Below are 22940 nucleotides of genomic sequence, written 5' to 3' on the forward strand. Positions count from 1 at the left end.
TTAGGCACGCCGCCAGCGTTCGTCCTGAGCCAGGATCAAACTCTCCAATAAAGTTTGATTGCTCATTTGTTCAAAAAAATTAACGTTGACGCTTTTGTTTTGTTTAGTTTTCAAAGAACTTTAATGTCGTCTTTTGAAGCGACCTTTATATATTAACATAGTTATCTATCATTCGTCAATGTTTTTTGCAAAAAAAACACGACTTTCTTTGACAACTTGTTGACCTTGATTAGTATAGCAGGGAAAGTGCATGAACGCAAGGTAGTAAGTAATTTTCATAATAATAAAACAACTAACTCTTTCTATTCATATTGCTCTTTCCATAAGTTTTATTGTTATATTTACAAAATTATAACAACCAAAAGAGTATATCTAAGAAAAGATGCCTAGAAGCTTTAGTGTATATGTATTGATTTCTTAGTACGAAAAAACAATAATCATGCAAAGCAGCCAATTAATAAATAACAATAACAAAAATGAAGTTTAGTAATGTTGGCTCAAATACTAGCTATGTACATTAGTTGTTAATTTAAAGAAACATCATAAATCGAAAGTAGTCTTCTACACGATTTCTTCAATATAGACGTCTCTATAATCTTTTAAATGAATGATTTCATTAGTTTTAAATAAACTGACCATCGGTCGAGTAGGGTTTTTTTCTTCAACAAAAACTATTTTTCCTGTATGGCCATTTGATAGCTTTACCTTTTGACCGTTAGCATAATTCGTAACTACTTTTGTTAACGCATGTACAACATTTGTATCTAATTTTCCAAAACTATCTTGAATAATCAAATCCATGACCACAAATGGAGATTGTTTCGCTTTATATTCACGTTCAGATGTCATTGCATGATATACATCTGCTACTGCAACTATTTTACTAAAAGGGTGCAGTATTCCTTTAAGCATTCCTTTAGGGTAACCTGTTCCATCATCTCTAATATGATGCTGAAGCACCGCTTCCTTAACACCTTTTTTTAGCACGCCAATTTTTTCAACCATTTTATAGCTGTATTCAGGATGTTTGTTTATTTCTAATCTTTCTTCCTCAGTTAGAGAAGATTGTTTTTTAAGTATTTTAGGATTTATCTTTGCCATACCACAGTCACATAAAAAGCCTGCTAATGCAATTTGTATCCAATCTCCTTGGCTATATTGTAACTGTTTACCTAAAAAGCCAGCTAATAAACTAACGGTTACTCCATGATGATATAAATAATCTTCTTTTGTACTATGACGTAGTAGCACAAAAATAGCTGATGGATTTTCTAAGAACCTTTCTAGCAATGGTAGTAGTTGCTTTCTTATATCACCAATATCAACTGGTGAACCTGCTTGCCAGCTAATAAACATTTTTTTATAATACTGCACTACTTGTAAATAGTGATCAATAAAAGTTTGGAATTTTTCTTCTTTCTCTTCTATCTTTTCCCCATTTCGCTTAGTTGGTTTAAATAATTCACCACTTACTAGAGATGTTTCGACTTTCACATCATCAACTAAAAAAATATGTAAAATGTTTAATAATTCTTCATTTAAAACCGTACCTTTTGCCATAATAGGTCTATTTGAAATCGACTTGACATCATCAGAAAGAATACACCCTTCCTGTAATTGATCAATGGATACCTTCATGCATATCCCTCCTATTACTTTTTAATTTCCAAAAATATACAGAAAGGGTGACCGAAAATAAGCATCTGACTCTACAACTTCGCTATCTTGTATAAACGATTGAGGTTAAAAACCTCTATATACAGCATATAAAGCGTACTGTCAGATCTTTTCAGTCACCCTCTTTAATTAAGGCTTTTATCATAAACTTTGTAACTTTTAACAAAGTTAGCTCAGCTAGATGAAGCATTAGCATTATCAATATTAACAAACGGAAGAGCTATAACGAGCTACAGTGTTGTATAGATATTTGATTTCTTCAAATACAAAACACCTTAAAGTGAACCTTAGCATTATTCCTCATTAGCATTTAATTCTTCATCTTCTCCATCATATTCATCTTCAACTTCTTTTTGTACTTTAGCAACTGTTGCTACAAATTCATTTTCATCAGATTCATCAAGACGAATAAGTCTAACACCTTGAGTGTTTCGGCCCATCTGTGATATGTCACCTACATCCATGCGAATAAGTACTCCGCCAGCTGTAATAATCATAATATCCTCAGTGCCTGACACAGCTTTAACCGCTACAACAGTTCCATTCTTATCTGTAATATTACAAGTTTTTAAACCTTTCCCCCCACGACTTTGACTGCGATATTCTATCGCTGGCGTTCGCTTACCATAACCTTTTTTTGTAACAATGAGAACATTTGAGTCATCTTCTAAAATGTCCATACCAACAACTTCATCGTCATCTTCTATCGCAATTCCTTTAACACCAGTCGCAGTTCTTCCCATGGATCTTACATCTGTCTCGATAAAACGGATAAGGATACCATTTTTGGTGCCAATAATAATATTTTTCGTTCCATCTGTCAGCTTAACAGAAATTAGTTCGTCATCTTCTTTTAAATTGAGTGCAATTAACCCATTGTTACGGATATTTGAGAAAGATGACAAAGGTGAGCGTTTTGATATCCCTTGTTTCGTAGTAAAGAACAAGAACATATCATCTCCAAATTCAGTGACAGGAATAATTGCATTTATCTCCTCATCCTTATCAATCTCTAATAAGTTAATAATCGGAATACCTTTTGCTGTTCTACCTAGCTCAGGGATTTCATATCCCTTCTTACGATACACTTTCCCTTTGTTTGTAAAATATAGAATTGTATCGTGTGTGGATGTAGTTAATAAATGCTCAACAAAGTCATCCTCATTTGTCCCCATTCCTTGGATACCACGACCTCCACGTTTTTGGCTGCGATAAGTTGATGCTGGAAGACGTTTAATATAGCCATTGTGTGTTAAGGTAATAACAATGTTTTCCTGGGGAATTAAATCTTCATCTTCTATCGAATCGAACCCACCTGTTGCAATTTCAGTACGTCGCTCATCATTAAATCTTTCTTTCACTTCTGCTAGTTCTTCTCTAATAATTTGCAAGATTTTTTCTTCATTTGCCAAAATTTCTTTTAGTTCTGCAATTAATTGTAAGAGGTTTTGAAACTCCTCTTCTATTTTCTCACGCTCTAAGCCTGTTAATCTTTGCAAGCGCATATCTAATATAGCTTGTGCTTGCTTTTCAGATAGCGAGAATTGATTCATTAAACCTTCCCGTGCAATATCTGTTGTTTGTGAACTACGAATAAGCGCAATAACTTCATCTAAATGATCTAAAGCAATTCGTAGTCCTTCTAAAATATGAGCACGCGCTTCAGCCTTACGAAGCTCAAAATCTGTTCTTCTACGAATAACGACTTTTTGGTGTTCCAGATAATGATACAAACACTGCTTTAAGTTTAATACTTTAGGTTGTCCATCTACCAATGCCAACATATTAATACCAAAACTAGTTTGTAATGCAGTTTGTTTATATAAGTTATTTAACAGCACATTTGCATTTGCATCTTTTCGAACTTCGATGACTATTCTCATTCCATTACGATCTGACTCATCACGTAAATCTGTTATGCCGTCTATTTTTTTATCGCGTACAAGTTCTGCGATTTTTTCTATTAACTTTGCTTTATTCACTTGGTAAGGTAGTTCGTTAACAATAATAACTTCTTTTCCACCATTTTTTTCTTCAATGACAACTTTACCGCGAATTGTAATTGATCCACGGCCTGTTTCATATGCTTTTCTAATACCACTCCGACCGAGAATGATTCCTCCTGTTGGAAAATCCGGGCCATGTATTATTTCCATTAACTCAGCAACACTAATATCAGAATCCTTACTTAGCGCCAATACGCCATCAATGACTTCTCCTAACTGATGTGGTGGTATGTTTGTAGCCATACCTACAGCTATTCCAGCTGCTCCATTCACTAATAAGTTTGGAAAACGAGATGGTAAAACAATCGGTTCTTTTTCAGATCCATCATAGTTATCTTGGTAATCTATCGTATCTTTATTAATATCACGAAGTAACTCCATTGATATTTTCGCCATTCGTGATTCTGTATAACGCATCGCTGCTGCTGCATCACCGTCTACAGAACCAAAATTCCCATGGCCATCAACGAGCATATAGCGATAGCTAAAATCCTGTGCCATACGAACCATAGTATCGTATACAGCTGAATCTCCATGAGGATGATATTTACCTATAACATCGCCAACGATACGTGCTGATTTTTTGTATGGCTTATCTGCAGTCATACCTTGATCATTCATTGCATATAATATACGTCGATGAACTGGTTTTAGTCCGTCCCTAACATCAGGTAACGCTCTTGATACTATGACACTCATTGCATAATCTAAAAACGAGGAACGCATTTCCTGACTAATATTTACTTCTTTTATACGAGAGCTTTGATTTTCAGACATGTGAATTTACCTCCTACGAGGGTGGTTGCATTTTTATTATTTAATAATCATAACATACTTTTTTAGTAGCACATATAAATGTCATTACATTGAGCATACTAATAACTATTTTATCCAAATATACACACTCTATATAACTCAAATAGTGATATTATCTAATATACTGAACTGCTATTAACATAATAAATGACACAAAAACCATCATTAACACCCATAACCAAGCAGTTTCTAAATTACCTGAATCTATTGCAACATAAATAGCGGTTGATGTTGTTTGTGTTTTTCCTGGGATATTACCAGCAAACATAAGTGTTGCGCCAAATTCACCTAGAGCTCTAGCGAAGCTTAATACTGCACCAGATATAATAGATTTTAATGCAAGAGGAATGGAGACAAAAATAGCTACTTTCCACTCATTTGCACCATCTATTCGTGCCGCTTCTTCAATACCAAGATCAATGGAAGAAAAGCCAGTTTTTACTGATTGATACATGAGCGGGAAAGAAACGACAACAGCTGCAATAACGGCTGCCCACCAAGTAAAAATAATAGATTGATTAAAAATTGTTTCAATTCCTCTTCCAACTGGACTGTTTTTGCCAAATATTACGATAAGCAAAAAGCCAACTACCGATGGTGGAAGAACGAGAGGAAGCATTAAGATTGTTTCAAAAATGACTTTCCCCTTAAAGTTTATTTTCGACATCATGCGTCCCATAATTAAGCCAATTATGAGAACAATTAAACCTGAGACACAAGCAATTTCAATTGATTTTTGTACTGGAGACCAAAACTCTACCGCCATGATTGACTCCTTATTCCAAAGGTTTAAATCCGAATTTTTCAAAAACAGTTAAAGCTTGTTCACTCTGTAAAAATTCAAAAAATTGTTCTACTTCATGAATATTTTTCGTATCTTTTATAATTCCTACTGGATAAATAATAGATGAATGATTTGACTTATGAGTAACATCTACGATTTCTATGTCGGAGGAAATTAATGCATCTGTTTTATACACCATTCCTGCATCAACATTACCTGTTTCCACATATGTTAATACTTGTCGAACATCCTTAGATAATATAAGCTTATCTTCTACTTTTTTCCATAAATCCATATGTAGTAGTGCTTCCTTTGCATATTTCCCCGCTGGTACTGATTCAGGAATACCGATTGCAAGTTGAGAAATATTAGGACTAGTAAGGTCTTCAAATTTACTAATGTTTGTCCCATGCTCTTTCGGTGCAATAAGGACAAGTTCATTTGTTAACAAATTTACTCCTTGTGCAATCATACCTTCATCAACTAAGTAATCGTAGTTATCCTTAGCAGCAGAAAAATATATATCTACAGGAGCACCTTGAGTAATTTGTTGCTGTAACGCCCCAGACGAGCCAAAATTATAAGCAATCTTAATATTGTTATTACCTTGTTCAAAGAGTGATTTTAATTCTGATAGAGCATTTCGGAGACTTGCAGCTGCAGAAATAGTTAGCTCGATTTCTCTTTGCTCAGTGCCTTTACTATCATTATTTGATTGACTAGGCGAACATCCGATAAGTACAACAACAATGGCCATGATAAAAATCATTTTTTTTCTTAATATGAAAACCACCTCCTGAGTTAACAGTAGAAACTATTAAAATGTGGTTTTATTTTGGCTCTATTCATAAAAATTGTGACTAAAGCTTTTCTCTTAGATAAAAGAAAACAATTTATAGTAACAGTGATATGCCAAAGCCCCGTCATAACAAGACTAAATACGAATATACATAAATTTCTATAACATATCTATTATATAGATATTTTTGATTTAAAGCTACTTAATATAAAAGGAATTCATTAACCAAGTTAATATAAAACGCTACTTACATAATACAAATATAATCAATTGCAGCACACATACACCTATTTTATATTAGATTCTATTTCTAATAGGCGAAAAATTTGTTGGCATCTTCACCAAGTTAGCATAGTCAGTCGTTTTTCAGAATAATAGGTACCATGAATTCACATTTTGCTTAAATTTCGAAAAACAATAAATAATGCGCATACGGCCAACATAAAAAGGGTTCCGGAAAGTCAATGCTCATTATTTCCGAAACCACGCTTTTTATCCAGTTAAACCGCATAACTCATATTAAATATCTAAGTTCTTAACATATTGAGCATTCTCTTCAATAAAATTGCGCCTTGGTTCTACTTTATCACCCATTAATACTTCAAATGTTTCATCAGCTTCAATCGCATCTTGAAGATTGACCTGTAATAACGTACGAGTATCAGGATCCATCGTTGTTTCCCAAAGCTGTTCTGGATTCATTTCACCTAAACCTTTATAACGTTGAAGTCCTGGCTTTGCATTACCTGTTAACTCTTCTAGAATTCCGTTTAATTCACGTTCATTATATGCATAAGCCACTTTCTTACCTTGACTAACTTTATAAAGAGGTGGTTGTGCGATATAAACATAGCCAGACTCAATAATCTGTCTCATATATCGATAAAAGAAAGTTAATAATAATGTACGAATATGCGCTCCATCAACATCTGCATCAGTCATAATAACAATTTTATGATAACGAGCTTTTGAAATATCAAAGTCTTCTCCAATACCTGTACCTAAAGCAGTAATAATTGTCCTCACTTCATTATTAGATAATATTTTATCTAATCTTGCCTTTTCAACATTAATAATTTTCCCACGTAAAGGAAGGATAGCTTGAAAATGACGGTCTCGACCTTGCTTTGCAGACCCACCTGCAGAATCACCCTCAACCACATATAACTCACTGATCGATGGATCTTTTGATGAGCAATCAGCAAGTTTTCCTGGCAAATTCGAAATTTCGAGTGCATTTTTTCTACGTGTTAATTCCCTCGCTTTTTTTGCTGCTAGCCTTGCTCTAGACGCAGTAACTCCTTTTTCGACTATCCTTTTTGCTACTACAGGATTTTCAAGGAGAAATTTTTCCAATTTATCAGAAAAGAGAGAGTCTGTTATTGTTCTCGCTTCACTATTCCCTAATTTTGTTTTCGTTTGTCCTTCAAATTGTGGGTCAGGATGTTTAATTGATACGATCGCAGTTAAACCTTCCCGAACATCATCACCGGTAAGATTTGAGTCATTATCTTTAAATATATTATGCTTTCTAGCATAGTCATTAATGATTCTAGTTAATGCTGTTTTAAAACCTGATTCGTGAGTACCACCTTCGTGCGTGTTTATATTGTTGGCAAACGAGTAGATATTACTCACATAACTGTCATTATATTGCAAGGCAACTTCTACTGAAATTCCTTCTTTTTCTCCTTCTACAAAGATCGGTTCATCATGAATAACTTCTTTCGTTCTGTTTAAATGTTCAACATAAGAAATGATTCCACCCTCGTAGTAGTATTCATTACTTTTATCTCCGACTCTTTTATCCTCAATCGTAATCTTGATGCCTCGATTTAAAAAGGCTAATTCACGAAGACGATTTGCAAGAATATCATATTCATACTCTAACGTCTCAGTAAATATTTCACCATCAGGTTTAAAATGAGTAATGGTTCCAGTTATATCTGTCTCACCGATGACTTTTAAATCAGCACACGGTACGCCGCGCTCATATTTTTGATAGTGAATTTCCCCATTCAGGTGAACAAATACTTCTAGGTGAGTCGAAAGTGCATTTACGACTGAGGCTCCAACACCGTGAAGTCCACCAGAGACTTTATAGCCGCTACCATCAAATTTTCCACCTGCATGAAGTACTGTCATGATAACCTCAACAGCTGGTCGTCCCATTTTCTCATGAATACCAACAGGAATTCCACGCCCGTTATCCTTAACAGTAATACTATTATCTTCTTCAATGACTACATTGATTTCATCGCAATAGCCAGCTAATGCTTCATCTATACTATTATCGACAATTTCCCATACAAGATGATGCAGCCCTTTACCACTTGTGGTACCAATATACATTCCTGGGCGTTTTCTTACAGCCTCTAGTCCTTCTAAGACTTGTATTTGATTTTCATCATAAGTTTGTTGATCTATTTCTTTTTGCTCCATTGTCACTTAAACCACCTGCACTTTCAGTGAACTCGTTCAAAAATGCTATTTTAAAAATTACTATAGAGAACAATTATATCTGACAGATCCTACACTTTAAGTCTAAAGATAGTCTTTATTCCATATTTCACTCGTTGTAGCACGTACCTCGAATTCACATCATAATTTGCTTAATATTAGAATAAAATTGAATCTAGCTCTGAACCCATCTGTGCTCTTTTCTTCAGCGTATTCGATGATAGGGGTGAAAAATAAACTTTATCTACGGTTACTACGACTGATTTTGTTTCACCAGAGAGTTGAACAGTATCACTCTTGTGTGCTTTTATAAATTCTACAATAATTGGAGAGGATGTGAGTAATTGCCGATCCAAAATCGCGATTATATCACTATTTCTAATAATCAAGTCTTCTCCTAAATGAATGAACATGACATCACCTCATGATAGTTTTGTCAGTTCTCCTGACACAACTTGGTAAGTAGAGGCCTCATCTAATGTACTATGATCAAGCCCATCTACACTTGTTGTCGTAACAAATGTTTGTACTTTTCCTTTTATTGTATTTAATAAATGAGATTGTCTATAATCATCTAATTCTGATAAAACATCATCTAGCAATAGAATTGGATATTCTCCTGTCTCAGCATAAATCAATTCAATTTCTGCTAATTTTAGTGAGAGAGCTGTTGTTCTTTGTTGCCCTTGTGATCCAAATGTTTGAACATCTTTACCATTGACATAAAAAGCTAAATCATCACGGTGCGGTCCAGCAAGAGTCATCCCACGTTCAATTTCCTTCTCTTTTATTTTAACAAACTTTTCCGTTAATGATTTTACCATTTTTGACAAACTAACATCTTCTGATACATCAACTGAAGGCTTATAATCAATCTGTAAACTTTCTAATCCTCGGCTAATACCACGGTGAATTGGTTCAGCCCACTTCTGTAACAGCTCTAAAAATTCATATCTTTTTATCAAGATTTTAGCTGCAGCCTCAACAAGTTGCTCAGTCAAAACGTCTAACATCGGGTCGCTTTTCGACCTGTTAAGCTGTAGTTTCTTTAAGTAATGATTTCTCTGTTGTAAAATCTTTTGATACTGATTTAAATCATGTAAATATAAAGGTGAGACTTGACCGATCTCCATATTGATAAATCTCCGCCTCACTTGTGGACTGCCTTTTACCAAATGTAAATCTTCAGGTGCAAACATGACAATATTCATATTGCCGACATATTGACTTAATTTTTGTTGTTCAATATGGTTATATTTAGCTTTCTTGCCTTTTTTTGATATAACTAACTGTAAAGGAAGGATACCATTATTTTTGTGAATCCTTCCTTCTATTTTAGCATATTCTTCATCCCATCTTATAAGATCCTTGTCATTAGACGTTCGATGTGATTTGACCATCGCCAAGACAAAAATAGCTTCCATAACGTTTGTTTTTCCTTGAGCATTTTCACCTAATATTACGTTAACTTTGTTTTCAAATGTTACTTCCACACTCTTATAATTCCGATAATTTTTCAGTGCTAGTTCTTCAATATACAAGTCAGCCACCAACTATACTTTCACAATAAAAGTTCCGAATCCAGGAATAACTACTTCATCATCTTGTTTAAGTTTTCGTCCTCTACGATTTTCAGCTTGTCCATTTACAAATACTTCATGTTCACTTAAGAACCACTTCGCCATCCCACCTGTTTGAATTACATCTGCTAACTTTAAAAACTGACCTAATGTAATAATATCAGTTGAGATAGTGATCATTTTTGTCATATATGATCGCTCTCTTTCCCATGTAATATTATGCTAGTTTATATTGTAAACATATTATGTTACTTTCAAAAATTACTTATCACTTCATTGTACTAAAAAATAAGAGGATAGAAAAGAAAGCTACTAGTTTTTTCTCATACTAGCAGCTTTCTTTTTTGCAAGGCTCTTTTCGTAAACTTTGTTGCTATTGAGACTAATTTAGGACAGCAACAAATAATTCTATGCAATTGACTAATCATAAACGAGGAAAGATGCTATAAACACTTGGTTTATACATACTTTATTTCTTGTTACGAAAAGTAACACTCCATGCCAAAACGTTTTCAAAGATAAAAAAGGATATATTTATTAGAGCTATATTCACTGTTTGAGAGTGAGCATGTCTATTTCTGAAATAGCCATACCCCATTGGATAGAAGGTTATATAAGATATTGTTGTTTCTTACATATTTGTACATCACACTTCTCTCTTAACATGAATTAATATGTGCGAACAGGTAAAATCAACTGTAGTATTGAATCATCGTGAAGAGGACGAATGACAAAAGGTCTCATCGCTCCAGTAAAATTAATATTAATATCTGTTTCTCCCAAAACTTTTAATGCATCAAGCATGTATTTTGAACTAAAGGAAATTTTTAAGTCCTCACCACTAATAGATTGACTTTGGACTTCCTCAATAACTTTACCAATTTCCGGTGAATTCGAAGAGATTTCAATAATTCCACCCTCTAAGATGGCTAATTTTACAACATTATTTCTATCCTCTCTAGCAAGTAAAGAAGCTCTATCGATAGCTTGTAAAAACTCTTTAGCCGACACTTTGATTTCAGTATTACTTTCCTCAGGAATTAAACGTGATGTATCTGGATAATTACCTTCAAGCAAACGTGAGAAAAATAATATGTGTTTTGTTTTAAACAGCACTTGGTTTTCTGTAATTACGATATCAACTGGATCATTTGAATCATCTAATATTTTATTTAATTCATTCAAACTTTTTCCTGGAATTACAATATTATACGATACATCTGTCGTATTCAAATCAATTCTCGCTTTACGTAGAGCAAGTCGGTGGCTATCTGTTGCAATACAGGTCAATTCATTATTTTCTATTTTTAAGTTTACACCTGTCAATAAAGGTCGTGTTTCTGACGTGGACACTGCGAAAACTGTATGTCTAATTAATTGTTTCACTAAATCAGACGGAACTTGAAAAGCATCATTTTCTTCAACTTGTGGTAATAATGGATATTCCTCTGCATCTAAGCCATTTAAATTAAACTCTGCTTTTCCAGATCTAATAATAGTCAAAAAGTGGTTTTGAACATCAATTTCTACACTTTCTTTAGGTAGCTTTTTAACAATTTCACTAAATACACGAGCTTGTAAAACAACACTTCCACTTTTGACTAGTTCAACAATTTCTAAATCTTCATGTTCTAACGGGATAAATGATTCAATGGAAATATCAGAATCACTTCCTGTTAATGTAACTCCACTTTCATTTGCCACTATTTTAATACCCGTTAATATTGGAATTGTTGTTCTAGAAGAAACTGCTTTCATTACATCTTGTACACTGCGTAATAAATAGTCTCGTTGAATTATAAATTTCATTATGAAGTCCTCCTTTAGTCATAAACTAGGTAACAATTGAATATATATATTTTTTAAAAAAAAGTAGTAGAAGTAATAGTAGGGGCTGTGGAATTGTGGATAACTAATTATAGCAAAGGAAACACAGTCTATCCACATGTGGATAGACTGTGTGTAATATGCGTTAAGTTATTCACAGTATTAAGAATAAGTATAAACCTACTATGCTTTTAAGTGAGAGTTAATATCATTCAATTGTTTTTGTAATTGTGAATCTGTTTGAATTAATTTAGAAATTTTTTCATGTGCATGAATAACAGTCGTGTGATCTCTTCCCCCGAATTCTTCTCCGATCTTTGGTAGTGAGAAGTCGGTTAATTCTCGTGATAAATACATAGCAATCTGTCTAGGAAAAGCGACTGATTTAGTACGTTTTTTAGCCTTAAAGTCTTCAAGTTTCACATTATAATGCTGACCAACAGTTTTTTGGATTTCATGGATTGTTATTACTTTTGGTGTAGCACTAGGAATGATATTCTTCAAAGCTTCAGCAGCTAAATCTGCGTTAATATCTTTATTAATTAGTGACGAATAAGCTACAACACGTATAAGTGCACCTTCAAGCTCACGTATATTTGAATCTATTTGATTTGCGATATATAACATAGCTTCATTAGGGATATCAAGTCCTTCTGCCTTTGCTTTTTTACGCAATATTGCTATTCTTGTTTCCAAATCAGGAGGTGTAATATCTGTAATTAACCCCCATTCAAATCTAGATCTTAAGCGATCCTCTAGCGTCGGTATTTCTTTTGGAGGACGATCACTTGAGATGACAATTTGTTTACTTTCTTCATGCAAAGTATTAAAAGTATGAAAAAACTCTTCTTGAGTTTGTTCTTTTCCAGCTAGAAATTGAATATCATCTATAAGTAAAACATCAACATTGCGATATCTATTTCGAAAATCAACTGCTTTGTTATCCCTAATCGAATTAATAAATTCGTTTGTAAACTTCTCGGAAGACAAATAGACTACTTTAGCTGAAGGATTATGCTCAATTACATAATGGCCAATCGCATGCATCAAATGAGTTTTACCTAATCCTACCCCACCATATATAAAAAGGGGATTATACGCCTTCGCTGGTGCCTCTGCTACAGCTAATGAAGCAGCATGAGCAAATCGGTTACCAGAACCAATGACAAAGGTATCAAATGTATATTTTGGATTTAGCATATTTTGCAGTAGTTCAGGGTGATTATTATCCTGTTTTTTCACTTTTTTTGCAGGTACATTTGTCTCAAGGTCTTCATCTTGTTGATTTTGAGGAATAATAAATTTAATCGTTAATTGTTCGCCGGTTATATCGTAAATTGTTTCTGCAATTAATACTGAATATCTAGACTCGAGCCAATCTCTTGCAAATTCATTTGGAGCCGTAATGGTTAACGTATCACTTTTTAATGAATATGCTTTTGTAGCTTTTAGCCAAGTTTCAAAGCTTGGTTTACTTAGTTTTTTCTCAATTTCACTGAGAGCTTTATCCCATAAATCCGAAATATTTTCCAACACATGCCCTCCCTTACATTAGATTGCATTCACATAATTAGTATAACTGAATAAATATACACGCAGAAATTGTGTGGAGAACAGTTTATAATGATGAAAAGTAGTTTATCGACAAATCCCCATACTTGTGGACAAGCATTTAAACAACCTTTAATAAAATATCCACACGTTATCCACATTTTGTGGATAACGTAATTATAAAATAAATTATTCACAGATAGAAAACACAAATATGATAACAAAAAAATATAATAGTTGCAATGCTTTTTAGTAGCTTATCCACAACTTTAACAGGTTGTTTAAAAAAAATGTCCACATAAGGAGATATTGGGTAAATGCTGTCGATAACTGTAGAAGAACAAAAATTAATGTAAAAAAGTTGTCCACAGAAATGTTTTATAACTTTAATAAAGTGAGAAAGTATGTCAATTTTAAAAAAATATAGAAGTTAAAATGATAGGTTGACATTTAATATGTTTCTTCTCTATAATTAGTAAGACTGTCTTTAACAGCTATTCCTCAGGGAGGTGTCATATAATGAAAAGAACTTATCAACCAAATAATCGTAAGCGGAGCAAAGTACATGGATTCCGTAGTCGAATGAGCTCTAAAAACGGACGTAAGGTTTTAGCTCGTCGTCGTCGTAGAGGAAGAAAAGTATTATCAGCTTAGGCCACTGAAATGTCAGTGGTCTTTTTTCAATTAGATAAGAAAGTATATACATTATGTTGGAGTGTTATTCATGCTTGAGCATTAACTATATGTAGCTCCAAAATCTATCAGCTTGACTTATAGCTGTCGCTTAAAGCGGCCGACTAAAGCTATTCATAAATATCTAGCTTTAGTGTTTGGCGGAAGGATGATAGATCTCGTAGGCTTTTCTTAATTTTGCGCATCATAATGTTAAACCCTATGAATTACAGGGGGATAAAAATGAAGAAAAAGTATCGAATAAAAAAAAATGATGAATTTCAAAAAGTTTTCAAACAGGGAAAATCCTTTGCTAACCGTCAATTTGTTATTTACGTACTTGAAAAACCAGAGCAAGATTTTTTCCGAATTGGCTTGTCTGTAAGTAAAAAGATGGGAAATGCTGTAACTAGAAATAGAATAAAGCGATTGATTCGACAAGTGTTTACCGATTCGAAAGATGTTCTAAGAGCTGAAATGGATTACGTTATAATTGCTAGAAAACCAGCTGCTGAAATGGACTATGCGGAAATAAAAAGTAGTCTGCACCATGTATGTAAAAGAGCAAAAATATTAAAGAGTGGAAAATAAGCAAGGGAATTTTTGTTTAAAAAATGTTACAATACTTAATGGTCATAAATCTAAACTTTTATCAGATAAAAGATCAAATTGAATAATATTTGAGGAGGAAATTTGATTGAAAAGGCGAATTCTTCTAGTAATTGGTCTTATTGGTTTAGTAGCTATCATATCAGGTTGTACTGAGGTAAACCAGCCAATTACGAAAGAAAGTACCGGATTTTGGAATGAATATATCGTTTATCCACTATCATGGTTAATAACATCTGTAGCAGAAATAGCGAATAATAATTATGGATTATCGATTATTATCGTAACAATTTTGATTCGTTTAGTAATTTTACCGTTAATGATTAAGCAAACAAAAAGCTCGAAAGCTATGCAAGCATTACAGCCAGAAATGCAAAAGCTTCGTGAAAAATATAGCTCTAAAGATCAAAAAACTCAACAACAACTTCAGCAAGAAACGATGCAGCTATTCCAAAAACATGGTGTAAACCCATTAGCGGGATGTTTCCCATTAATAATACAAATGCCTATCTTAATTGGTTTTTACCATGCAATCATGAGAACTGTTGAAATTAAACAGCATGAATTTTTATGGTTTAACCTTGGGGAAGCAGATCCATTCTATTTATTACCACTTATAGCTGGGGTAACAACTTTTATTCAACAAAAAATGATGATGGCAGGTACTCAAAATCAAAATCCACAAATGGCAATGATGCTATGGATTATGCCGATTATGATCATTATTTTTGCACTTAACTTTCCAGCAGCATTATCTTTATATTGGGTAGTTGGGAACCTATTTATGATTGTTCAAACATATTTTATTAAAGGACCAGAAATAAAAACAGAAATTGCGGGAGGAGCGAATAAGAAAAAGTGAAGCAAATAACTGCTACAGGCCAATCAGTCGATGAAGCAGTACAATCAGCTCTAGAACAGTTAAAAACAACAAAAGACCGCACTGAAATAAATATCATCGATGAAGGCAAAAAAGGACTATTTGGTATTTTTGGCACTAAGCCAGCAGTTGTAAAAGTTACCAAATTGCATGATCCGATCGAAGAAGCTCAGCAATTCCTTCAACAAGTTACAGAAAATATGGGTGTTCACGTCAAAATTGAAGTTAAACAAGACGGGAAATATGTTAACTTCCAATTGTCAGGTGAAAAAATTGCAATCTTAATTGGCAAAAGAGGACAAACTCTTAATTCTCTTCAATATTTAACACAATTAGTTGCAAATCGATATGCAGACCATTATTTGAACATTATTGTTGATGCCGAAAATTATCGAGAACGTAGGAAAGAAACGTTGTATCAGTTAGCACAACGTTTAGCAGAAAAATCACTTCGAACTGGGAAGGATATATCACTTGAATCAATGCCTTCATATGAACGTAAAGTCATTCATACTGCATTGGCAACTAATGATAAAGTTAAAACATATTCTTCAGGTTCTGATCCTCATCGACATATAGTAATTAGTCCAATAAAATAAGTACATTGGTGGCTCATAGGAGACCTAAGCAATAATACATTATTGATTATAGACTACACGTTAGTTTATTTACAATAAATGGTAATTATTTGGTTAATGTCTTCAAAATTGAGCCGCTTTTTTTATTTTACAAACCATACTCATTATTCCTCTATATGCATTTAGCGCTATTGTATGGCTCTTTTCCATTAAATTATTACGGAACTTCATGATTTTTCTCTATTTTAATATAATAGCAATTGTGCAGTTCTAAATTACAAACGCTCTTTTCGTAAACACTGTTGCTATTGTTATCAATTTAGTACTATAAAAAGTGGTTTTATAATGTTATTCATCGTTGTCCAGAAGCAAAAGATGCCACAAAAGTTAGTTGTGTAGGTGTTCTTTCTTAATACGAAAAACACCAATGAATGCGGAAACAGCCATTACAGAAGAAGAAACAACAATGTCAAATAAATTTACATAAAGATAACTGGAAGTCATGTAATAAAATAAAGATCTTATTCACATGTGGATAACTGATAATCATCTAGGTTTGTTAAAATGGGTTATTCAATGTGGATATTAGGGAAATGATAATACAAATATCTTTTTAGATAATTGAAGATATGGTATTCTTAAAATTTAGGGAAACGTTTTTAAATATATTTATTGTCATATTAATTAGGCTCTTTTCGTAAACTTTGTTGCTATAATGACTAAATTACATCAGAAAACGAGGTTTTATGTGATTGTTGCTGTTTTATAAAAGCTTTTTTTGTAAACTTTATTGCTATTATCACCAAATTGGAAATGGTGATGAAACGTTTGTATCGATTTTTACAGAAAAAGACGTCACGAACGCTCTTTTTTGCTCGTGGTTATAACTTAAAAGCAACAACCATTGCGAAAATAGCTTAATAATAAATAGTGCTTGTTATTTTATGTTAAGAGAGCGGTGAATAAAAGAATGGACTTTGATACAATTACGGCAATCTCTACTCCGATGGGAGAGGGAGCAATTGCGATTGTGAGGCTTAGCGGTGCTGAAGCACTAAGTATTGCAGATTCCATTTTCAAAGGACCTTCAGATAAAAAATTGATAGAGGTTCCTTCTCATACAATTCATTACGGCCATATCGTAGATCCGATAAATAATGAAACGATAGATGAAGTAATGGTTTCAGTAATGAAAGGGCCAAAAACATTTACTCGTGAAGACGTAGTAGAAATAAATTGCCACGGTGGTTTAGTTTCCGTTAATAGAGTATTACAGACCGTAATTAAAGGTGGAGCTCGCTTAGCTGAACCGGGAGAATTTACGAAACGAGCATTTTTGAATGGGAGAATAGATCTATCACAAGCTGAAGCAGTTATTGATTTAATACGTGCCAAAACAGATCGTGCTATGAATGTTGCCTTACACCAAATGGAGGGGCGCTTATCAAAGTTAATTAATCAACTCAGACAAGATATTTTGGAGACCTTGGCACATGTAGAAGTGAATATTGACTATCCTGAATATGATGATGTTGAAGAAATGACTCATCAGTTATTATTGCCTAAGGCGAATAATGTACAGTATGAACTTCATAAGCTAATCCAAACATCTCAACAAGGAAAAATCTTAAGAGAAGGCTTATCTACTGTAATTATTGGTAGACCGAATGTAGGAAAATCCTCCTTATTAAATAGTTTGGTTCATGAGAATAAAGCAATTGTTACGGATATTCCTGGAACAACCCGTGATGTAATTGAGGAATACGTCAATGTAAGAGGAGTGCCTCTGAGGTTAGTTGATACTGCAGGGATACGTGAAACCGAAGATATCGTCGAAAGAATGGGTGTAGAACGCTCCCGAGAAAAATTAAAGGAAGCAGATCTTATCTTATTAGTTTTAAACTCAAATGATGAGCTTAGCATTGATGATGAACAGCTATTTCATGCCGTAGAGGGTATGGATGTAATTGTCATTATTAATAAGACAGATTTACCCCAAACAATTAATATGACTCGAGTAAAAGAATTAGCAAATAATTATCCTATCGTATCTACCTCTTTATTACAGGAGGAAGGGATTGAGCAGCTAGAAGAAGCAATTTCTTCATTATTCTTTGAGGGAGGCATAGAGTCAAAAGATATGACTTACGTATCTAACAGTCGTCATATATCGCTACTAACACAAGCTAAAGTTGCTATCGATGATGCGGTGAATAGCATTAATAGTGGAGTACCGATTGATATTGTTCAAATAGATTTGACAAGAGCTTGGGAACTTTTAGGTGAAATCATCGGTGAAGCAGTGCATGAAAGTCTCATTGATCAGTTATTCTCGCAATTTTGTCTAGGGAAGTAATCGAGGCGGATACAACAAGAAAAAAATATTGAATAAAGGGGGTACTCAAATGGGGTATCAAGCAGGTCATTATGACGTAATTGTTATTGGTGCAGGCCATGCAGGTTGTGAAGCAAGTTTAGCTTCAGCAAGGCTAGGAGCTAAAACTTTGCTACTTACAATTAATTTAGATATGGTTGCCTTTATGCCTTGTAATCCTTCTGTAGGGGGTCCGGCAAAAGGCATCGTCGTTCGTGAAATTGATGCTTTAGGCGGCGAGATGGCAAAAAATATTGATAAAACATATATTCAAATGAGAATGTTGAATACTGGGAAAGGTCCAGCAGTAAGAGCTTTACGTGCTCAAGCCGATAAGTTCTTATATCAACATGAGATGAAAAAAACGTTAGAAAACGAACAAAACCTAACATTAATGCAAGGGATGGTTGAACGATTAGTTATAGAAGATGGTATGTGTACAGGTGTTATCACACAAACAGGTGGGGTTTTTAAAGCGAGTACCGTTGTTATAACAACTGGGACCTTTTTACGAGGAGAGATCATTTTAGGTGATTTAAAATATTCTAGTGGACCAAACAATCAACAACCATCCATTAATTTATCTAAACATTTAGAAGAACTAGGATTTGATTTAGTTAGATTCAAAACAGGGACACCACCTCGTGTAAATAGTCATTCTATTGATTATAGTAAAACTGAAATTCAGCCAGGTGATGAAGTTCCTCGAGCTTTTTCATATGAATCTACAAAAGAAATGGCTGACCAATTACCTTGCTGGTTAACGTATACAAGTGAGCACACACATAAAATAATTGATGATAATCTTCATCGTTCTCCAATGTATTCAGGTATGATAAAAGGGACAGGACCACGTTATTGTCCTTCCATAGAAGATAAAGTTGTCCGTTTTAACGATAAACCACGTCATCAAATCTTTTTAGAGCCTGAAGGAAAAAATACACAGGAAGTATATGTACAAGGATTATCTACTAGCTTACCAGAGGATGTGCAACAACAAATACTTTCCACAATCCCTGGTCTTGAAAATGTCCAAATGATGAGAGCTGGCTATGCAATTGAGTATGATGCGATTGTCCCTACACAATTATGGCCTACATTAGAAACGAAGAATATACAAAACCTATACACCGCAGGTCAAATAAACGGAACTTCAGGATATGAAGAAGCGGCAGGTCAAGGTATCATGGCTGGGATCAATGCAGCAAATCGTGCTTTAGGAAAAGAAGAATTAATCTTAAGTCGTTCTGATGCGTATATAGGTGTTCTGATTGATGATTTAGTAACAAAAGGAACAAACGAGCCATACAGATTATTGACTTCAAGAGCAGAGTATCGTCTATTATTACGGCATGATAATGCTGACTTGCGTTTAACAGATATAGGGTATCAGATTGGCCTTATTCAGGAAGAAAGGCATCAACAATTTATTGCTAAGAAAGAAGCAATCGCACTTGAGAAAAAACGCTTGCAGTCATTTATTATTAAACCTAGTAGTATAGTTCAGGAGCATATTCGAAATGCTGGTGGTAGTGAACTAAAGGATGGGATTCGAGCATCTGATTTATTAAAAAGACCTGAAATGAGTTATTCAGATATTAAAGTTTTAGCTCACGGCGAAGAAGAATTAAATGAAGAGATCACTGAACAAGTTGAAATACAAATTAAGTACGAAGGATATATAGAAAAATCACTACAACAAGTAGAACGTTTAAAGAAAATGGAGAATAAAAAAATCCCAGATAACATTGATTATGATATGATTACTGGGATTGCAAATGAAGCGAAACAAAAATTAAATGAAGTAAGACCTTTGTCTGTTGCGCAAGCATCAAGGATTTCAGGAGTTAATCCAGCCGATATTTCTATTTTATTAGTATATATTGAGCAAGGAAGGGTAGCTAGAGTGTCGAACGAATAATAATACCCAGCAGCCCTGATTAAATCCTATATAAGCCCCTTTATCATAAATAGTTACCTTCATCTGTGGAGATAAAGGGGAGTTTTTATACAAAGGCTGTTTGTGTAAACTTTGTTGCTATTTTAATTTATACTAAAAGAATTAATTTTACATGATAGTTATCATGTTACAGAAGAAAATGTCCCAAGAGCGCTAGTTGTGTTCGAGTTTATGTCCTAATACGATAAACAACAAACAATGGGGAAACAGCCTTGATTAAGAGTCATGTCAAACAATTATTTAGCAAGTAGTATAGCTATTCATTGTATATGGCGAATATGTTATGATAACATCGTTTGACATGTTGTAAGTCAGTGAAGCATCAACACAGGACTTTCTAACTGTGCAATGAAAGGAATTGATTATGAATATTGAACAGTTTCAGCACATGCTGAATGAACAGGGGATAAAGTTATCCTCTCAACAATTACAACAATTTGAGCTGTATTATCAGTTATTAGTTGAGTGGAATAATAAAATGAACTTAACAGCCATAACTGATAAACAAGAAGTCTATTTGAAGCATTTCTTTGATTCAATTACAGCTGCGTTTCATTTTGATTTTACTAAAAACCTGTCAATTTGTGATGTAGGTGCTGGTGCAGGATTCCCTAGTATTCCTTTGAAAATTTGTTTTCCGCATTTAAAAATTTCGATTGTTGATTCTTTAAATAAAAGAATTAGCTTTTTACAGCACCTTGCTAATGAGCTGCACTTGGATCATACTTTCTTTTATCACGATCGCGCTGAGACCTTTGGAAGAAAAGCAGAAATGAGAGAAAGCTTTGATGTTGTAACTGCTCGAGCAGTTGCGCGTATGTCAGTATTGTGTGAATTATGTATGCCATTAGTTAAAAAAGAGGGCGTTTTTTTAGCATTAAAAGCTTCTTCGGTAACAGAAGAGTTAACGAACGGATCAAAAGCAATAAATACTCTAGGTGGTAAACTGATTGATGTTCATCATTTTTTGTTACCAATTGAAAACAGTGAACGAAATATTGTTATTATTCAGAAAGAAAAGTCAACACCAAAAAAATATCCAAGAAAGCCAGGAACACCAAACAAGTTACCGATTGAATAATGGAATGTTTCACGTGAAACATTTAATAGTAAAATGTAATAGCAGGAACTTTATCCTTTTATAGAGAATATTAATTGAGGAGTTTCTAAAAGGTGGTGTGTATCATATGAAACATCATTTTTCACGAATCTTTGGACTAAGTGAAAAAGAAGAAAGAGAAATTATTGAAACAACAGAAAATGAAGAGATTAAAAAATTGCACGTAACGGATATCATCCCAAACCGATATCAGCCTCGGTCTGTATTTGCGGAAGAAAAAATTTCAGAATTGGCTTCAACGATTAGAACACACGGAATTATCCAACCAATAGTCGTTCGTATATTAGATGATCAAAAATATGAACTCATTGCAGGAGAACGAAGATGGAGAGCTGTTCAGCAATTGGGATGGGATACGATACCGGCTATAATAAAAAACTTCAATGACACAGAAACAGCATCTGTTGCTTTAATAGAAAATCTACAACGTGAGGAATTATCAGCAATCGAAGAAGCGATAGCATATGCCAAATTACTAGAATTACATAATTTAACTCAAGAAGCGTTAGCTCAACGTCTTGGGAAGGGACAATCAACAGTTGCGAATAAATTACGCTTGTTAAAGCTTCCAAATGAAATACAGCAAGCTTTAATGGAAAAGAAAATTACCGAACGCCACGCAAGGGCATTAATTGCATTAAAAGATCCAAGAAAACAAATTCAGTTATTACATGAAATTATTGAGAAACATTTTAATGTTAAGCAAACAGAAGACCGTGTTGTAAAACTATTAGAACAATCAAATGTTAAAAAGAAGGCTAGTAAAAAGGCTTTTAGTAAAGATATGAGGATTGCCGTAAATACAATACGTCAATCGTTATCTATGGTTGAAGACACTGGATTATCAATAAATGCTGAAGAAGAAGAATTCGACGAATACTATCAGTTTACAATAAAAATACCAAAGAAATAAAACCTCATGAGATGAGGTTTTATTTCTTTGCGCTTTTTTACTAGTTCATAGCATCTCTACCAATGATTGAGCTCGGATAAACCTTCATCCTACTATGTTAATAAATGCAACAAAGTTTATGAGAAAAATCCTTTTCTTTAGCTTTGAAGTTGCTTTTAACTACTTTAGCTAGAGGCTGCTGTTAGTAATGTTAGGAAAATATATGTGTAACTGTACCTTTTCTCCTGTTATATGCAACATAGTAACATTAAACTACCTCTCGTTAGTTATTTCATAGACAAACCCATATTTGAAAAACTATTATGATAGACAAATAAGTAATAGTAATATGAGG

18 protein-coding genes are annotated in these 22940 nt (G+C 33.8%); 8 read left to right on the forward strand and 10 right to left on the reverse strand.

What is annotated here, in order from left to right:
* Positions 1 to 561: 561 nt before the first annotated feature.
* The 10 genes from JM172_RS13005 to dnaA form a co-directional block, all read right to left on the reverse strand.
* A complete protein-coding gene (locus JM172_RS13005) occupies positions 562 to 1638 on the reverse strand; it encodes an HD-GYP domain-containing protein (protein ID WP_214482788.1) in 1077 nt (358 codons plus the stop codon).
* Positions 1639 to 1970: 332 nt separating this feature from the next.
* Entirely contained in the window at positions 1971 to 4460 is a 2490-nt protein-coding gene (gene gyrA, locus JM172_RS13010) for a DNA gyrase subunit A (RefSeq protein ID WP_214482789.1), read from the reverse strand.
* Between the two features lie 151 nt (positions 4461 to 4611).
* Complete coding sequence (modB, locus tag JM172_RS13015; RefSeq protein WP_214482790.1) at positions 4612 to 5265, reverse strand: molybdate ABC transporter permease subunit; 654 nt, start codon at positions 5263 to 5265, stop codon at positions 4612 to 4614.
* 10 nt (positions 5266 to 5275) lie between these two features.
* Entirely contained in the window at positions 5276 to 6040 is a 765-nt protein-coding gene (modA, locus tag JM172_RS13020; protein ID WP_250886657.1) for a molybdate ABC transporter substrate-binding protein, read from the reverse strand.
* 561 nt (positions 6041 to 6601) lie between these two features.
* A complete protein-coding gene (gene gyrB, locus JM172_RS13025) occupies positions 6602 to 8524 on the reverse strand; it encodes a DNA topoisomerase (ATP-hydrolyzing) subunit B (RefSeq protein ID WP_214482907.1) in 1923 nt (640 codons plus the stop codon).
* A gap of 176 nt (positions 8525 to 8700) precedes the next feature.
* Positions 8701 to 8955 carry an extracellular matrix regulator RemB gene (gene remB, locus JM172_RS13030; protein WP_214482792.1) on the reverse strand — a complete coding sequence of 85 codons (255 nt, stop codon included), beginning with the start codon at positions 8953 to 8955 and terminating at the stop codon, positions 8701 to 8703.
* Positions 8956 to 8964: 9 nt separating this feature from the next.
* Complete coding sequence (gene recF, locus JM172_RS13035) at positions 8965 to 10083, reverse strand: DNA replication/repair protein RecF (RefSeq protein ID WP_214482793.1); 1119 nt, start codon at positions 10081 to 10083, stop codon at positions 8965 to 8967.
* Positions 10084 to 10095: 12 nt separating this feature from the next.
* The gene (gene yaaA / locus JM172_RS13040) at positions 10096 to 10311 is read right to left on the reverse strand and encodes a S4 domain-containing protein YaaA (RefSeq protein WP_214482794.1); all 216 of its coding nucleotides are present in this window, start codon (positions 10309 to 10311) and stop codon (positions 10096 to 10098) included.
* A 480-nt stretch (positions 10312 to 10791) separates the two neighbouring features.
* Positions 10792 to 11931 (reverse strand): DNA polymerase III subunit beta, encoded by a 1140-nt coding sequence (gene dnaN, locus JM172_RS13045; protein ID WP_214482795.1) that lies wholly within the window; start codon positions 11929 to 11931, stop codon positions 10792 to 10794.
* 201 nt (positions 11932 to 12132) lie between these two features.
* Positions 12133 to 13482: a chromosomal replication initiator protein DnaA gene (dnaA, locus tag JM172_RS13050; RefSeq protein ID WP_214482796.1), complete on the reverse strand. Its 1350-nt coding sequence runs from the start codon at positions 13480 to 13482 to the stop codon at positions 12133 to 12135.
* A 537-nt stretch (positions 13483 to 14019) separates the two neighbouring features.
* Here dnaA and rpmH point away from each other — a divergent pair.
* The 8 genes from rpmH (at position 14020) to noc (ending at position 22606) form a co-directional block, all read left to right on the forward strand.
* Complete coding sequence (gene rpmH / locus JM172_RS13055; protein ID WP_214482797.1) at positions 14020 to 14154, forward strand: 50S ribosomal protein L34; 135 nt, start codon at positions 14020 to 14022, stop codon at positions 14152 to 14154.
* Positions 14155 to 14415: 261 nt separating this feature from the next.
* Positions 14416 to 14763, forward strand: a complete 348-nt coding sequence (gene rnpA / locus JM172_RS13060; RefSeq protein WP_214482798.1) for a ribonuclease P protein component — start codon at positions 14416 to 14418, stop codon at positions 14761 to 14763.
* Between the two features lie 106 nt (positions 14764 to 14869).
* Complete coding sequence (spoIIIJ, locus tag JM172_RS13065; RefSeq protein WP_214482799.1) at positions 14870 to 15643, forward strand: YidC family membrane integrase SpoIIIJ; 774 nt, start codon at positions 14870 to 14872, stop codon at positions 15641 to 15643.
* On the forward strand, positions 15640 to 16260 hold the full coding sequence (jag, locus tag JM172_RS13070; protein ID WP_214482800.1) for an RNA-binding cell elongation regulator Jag/EloR: 621 nt from the start codon (positions 15640 to 15642) through the stop codon (positions 16258 to 16260). Before spoIIIJ ends, jag begins: the two co-directional genes overlap by 4 nt.
* A gap of 949 nt (positions 16261 to 17209) precedes the next feature.
* Positions 17210 to 18595 (forward strand): tRNA uridine-5-carboxymethylaminomethyl(34) synthesis GTPase MnmE, encoded by a 1386-nt coding sequence (gene mnmE / locus JM172_RS13075; RefSeq protein WP_214482908.1) that lies wholly within the window; start codon positions 17210 to 17212, stop codon positions 18593 to 18595.
* Positions 18596 to 18644: 49 nt separating this feature from the next.
* A complete protein-coding gene (gene mnmG / locus JM172_RS13080; protein ID WP_214482801.1) occupies positions 18645 to 20534 on the forward strand; it encodes a tRNA uridine-5-carboxymethylaminomethyl(34) synthesis enzyme MnmG in 1890 nt (629 codons plus the stop codon).
* A 403-nt stretch (positions 20535 to 20937) separates the two neighbouring features.
* On the forward strand, positions 20938 to 21654 hold the full coding sequence (rsmG, locus tag JM172_RS13085) for a 16S rRNA (guanine(527)-N(7))-methyltransferase RsmG (RefSeq protein WP_214482802.1): 717 nt from the start codon (positions 20938 to 20940) through the stop codon (positions 21652 to 21654).
* A 106-nt stretch (positions 21655 to 21760) separates the two neighbouring features.
* Positions 21761 to 22606 (forward strand): nucleoid occlusion protein, encoded by an 846-nt coding sequence (noc, locus tag JM172_RS13090; RefSeq protein ID WP_214482803.1) that lies wholly within the window; start codon positions 21761 to 21763, stop codon positions 22604 to 22606.
* The last annotated feature ends 334 nt before the right edge of the window (positions 22607 to 22940 follow it).

The sequence above is a fragment of the Bacillus sp. SM2101 genome (assembly GCF_018588585.1).
Lineage (GTDB): Bacteria > Bacillota > Bacilli > Bacillales > SM2101 > Nanhaiella > Nanhaiella sioensis.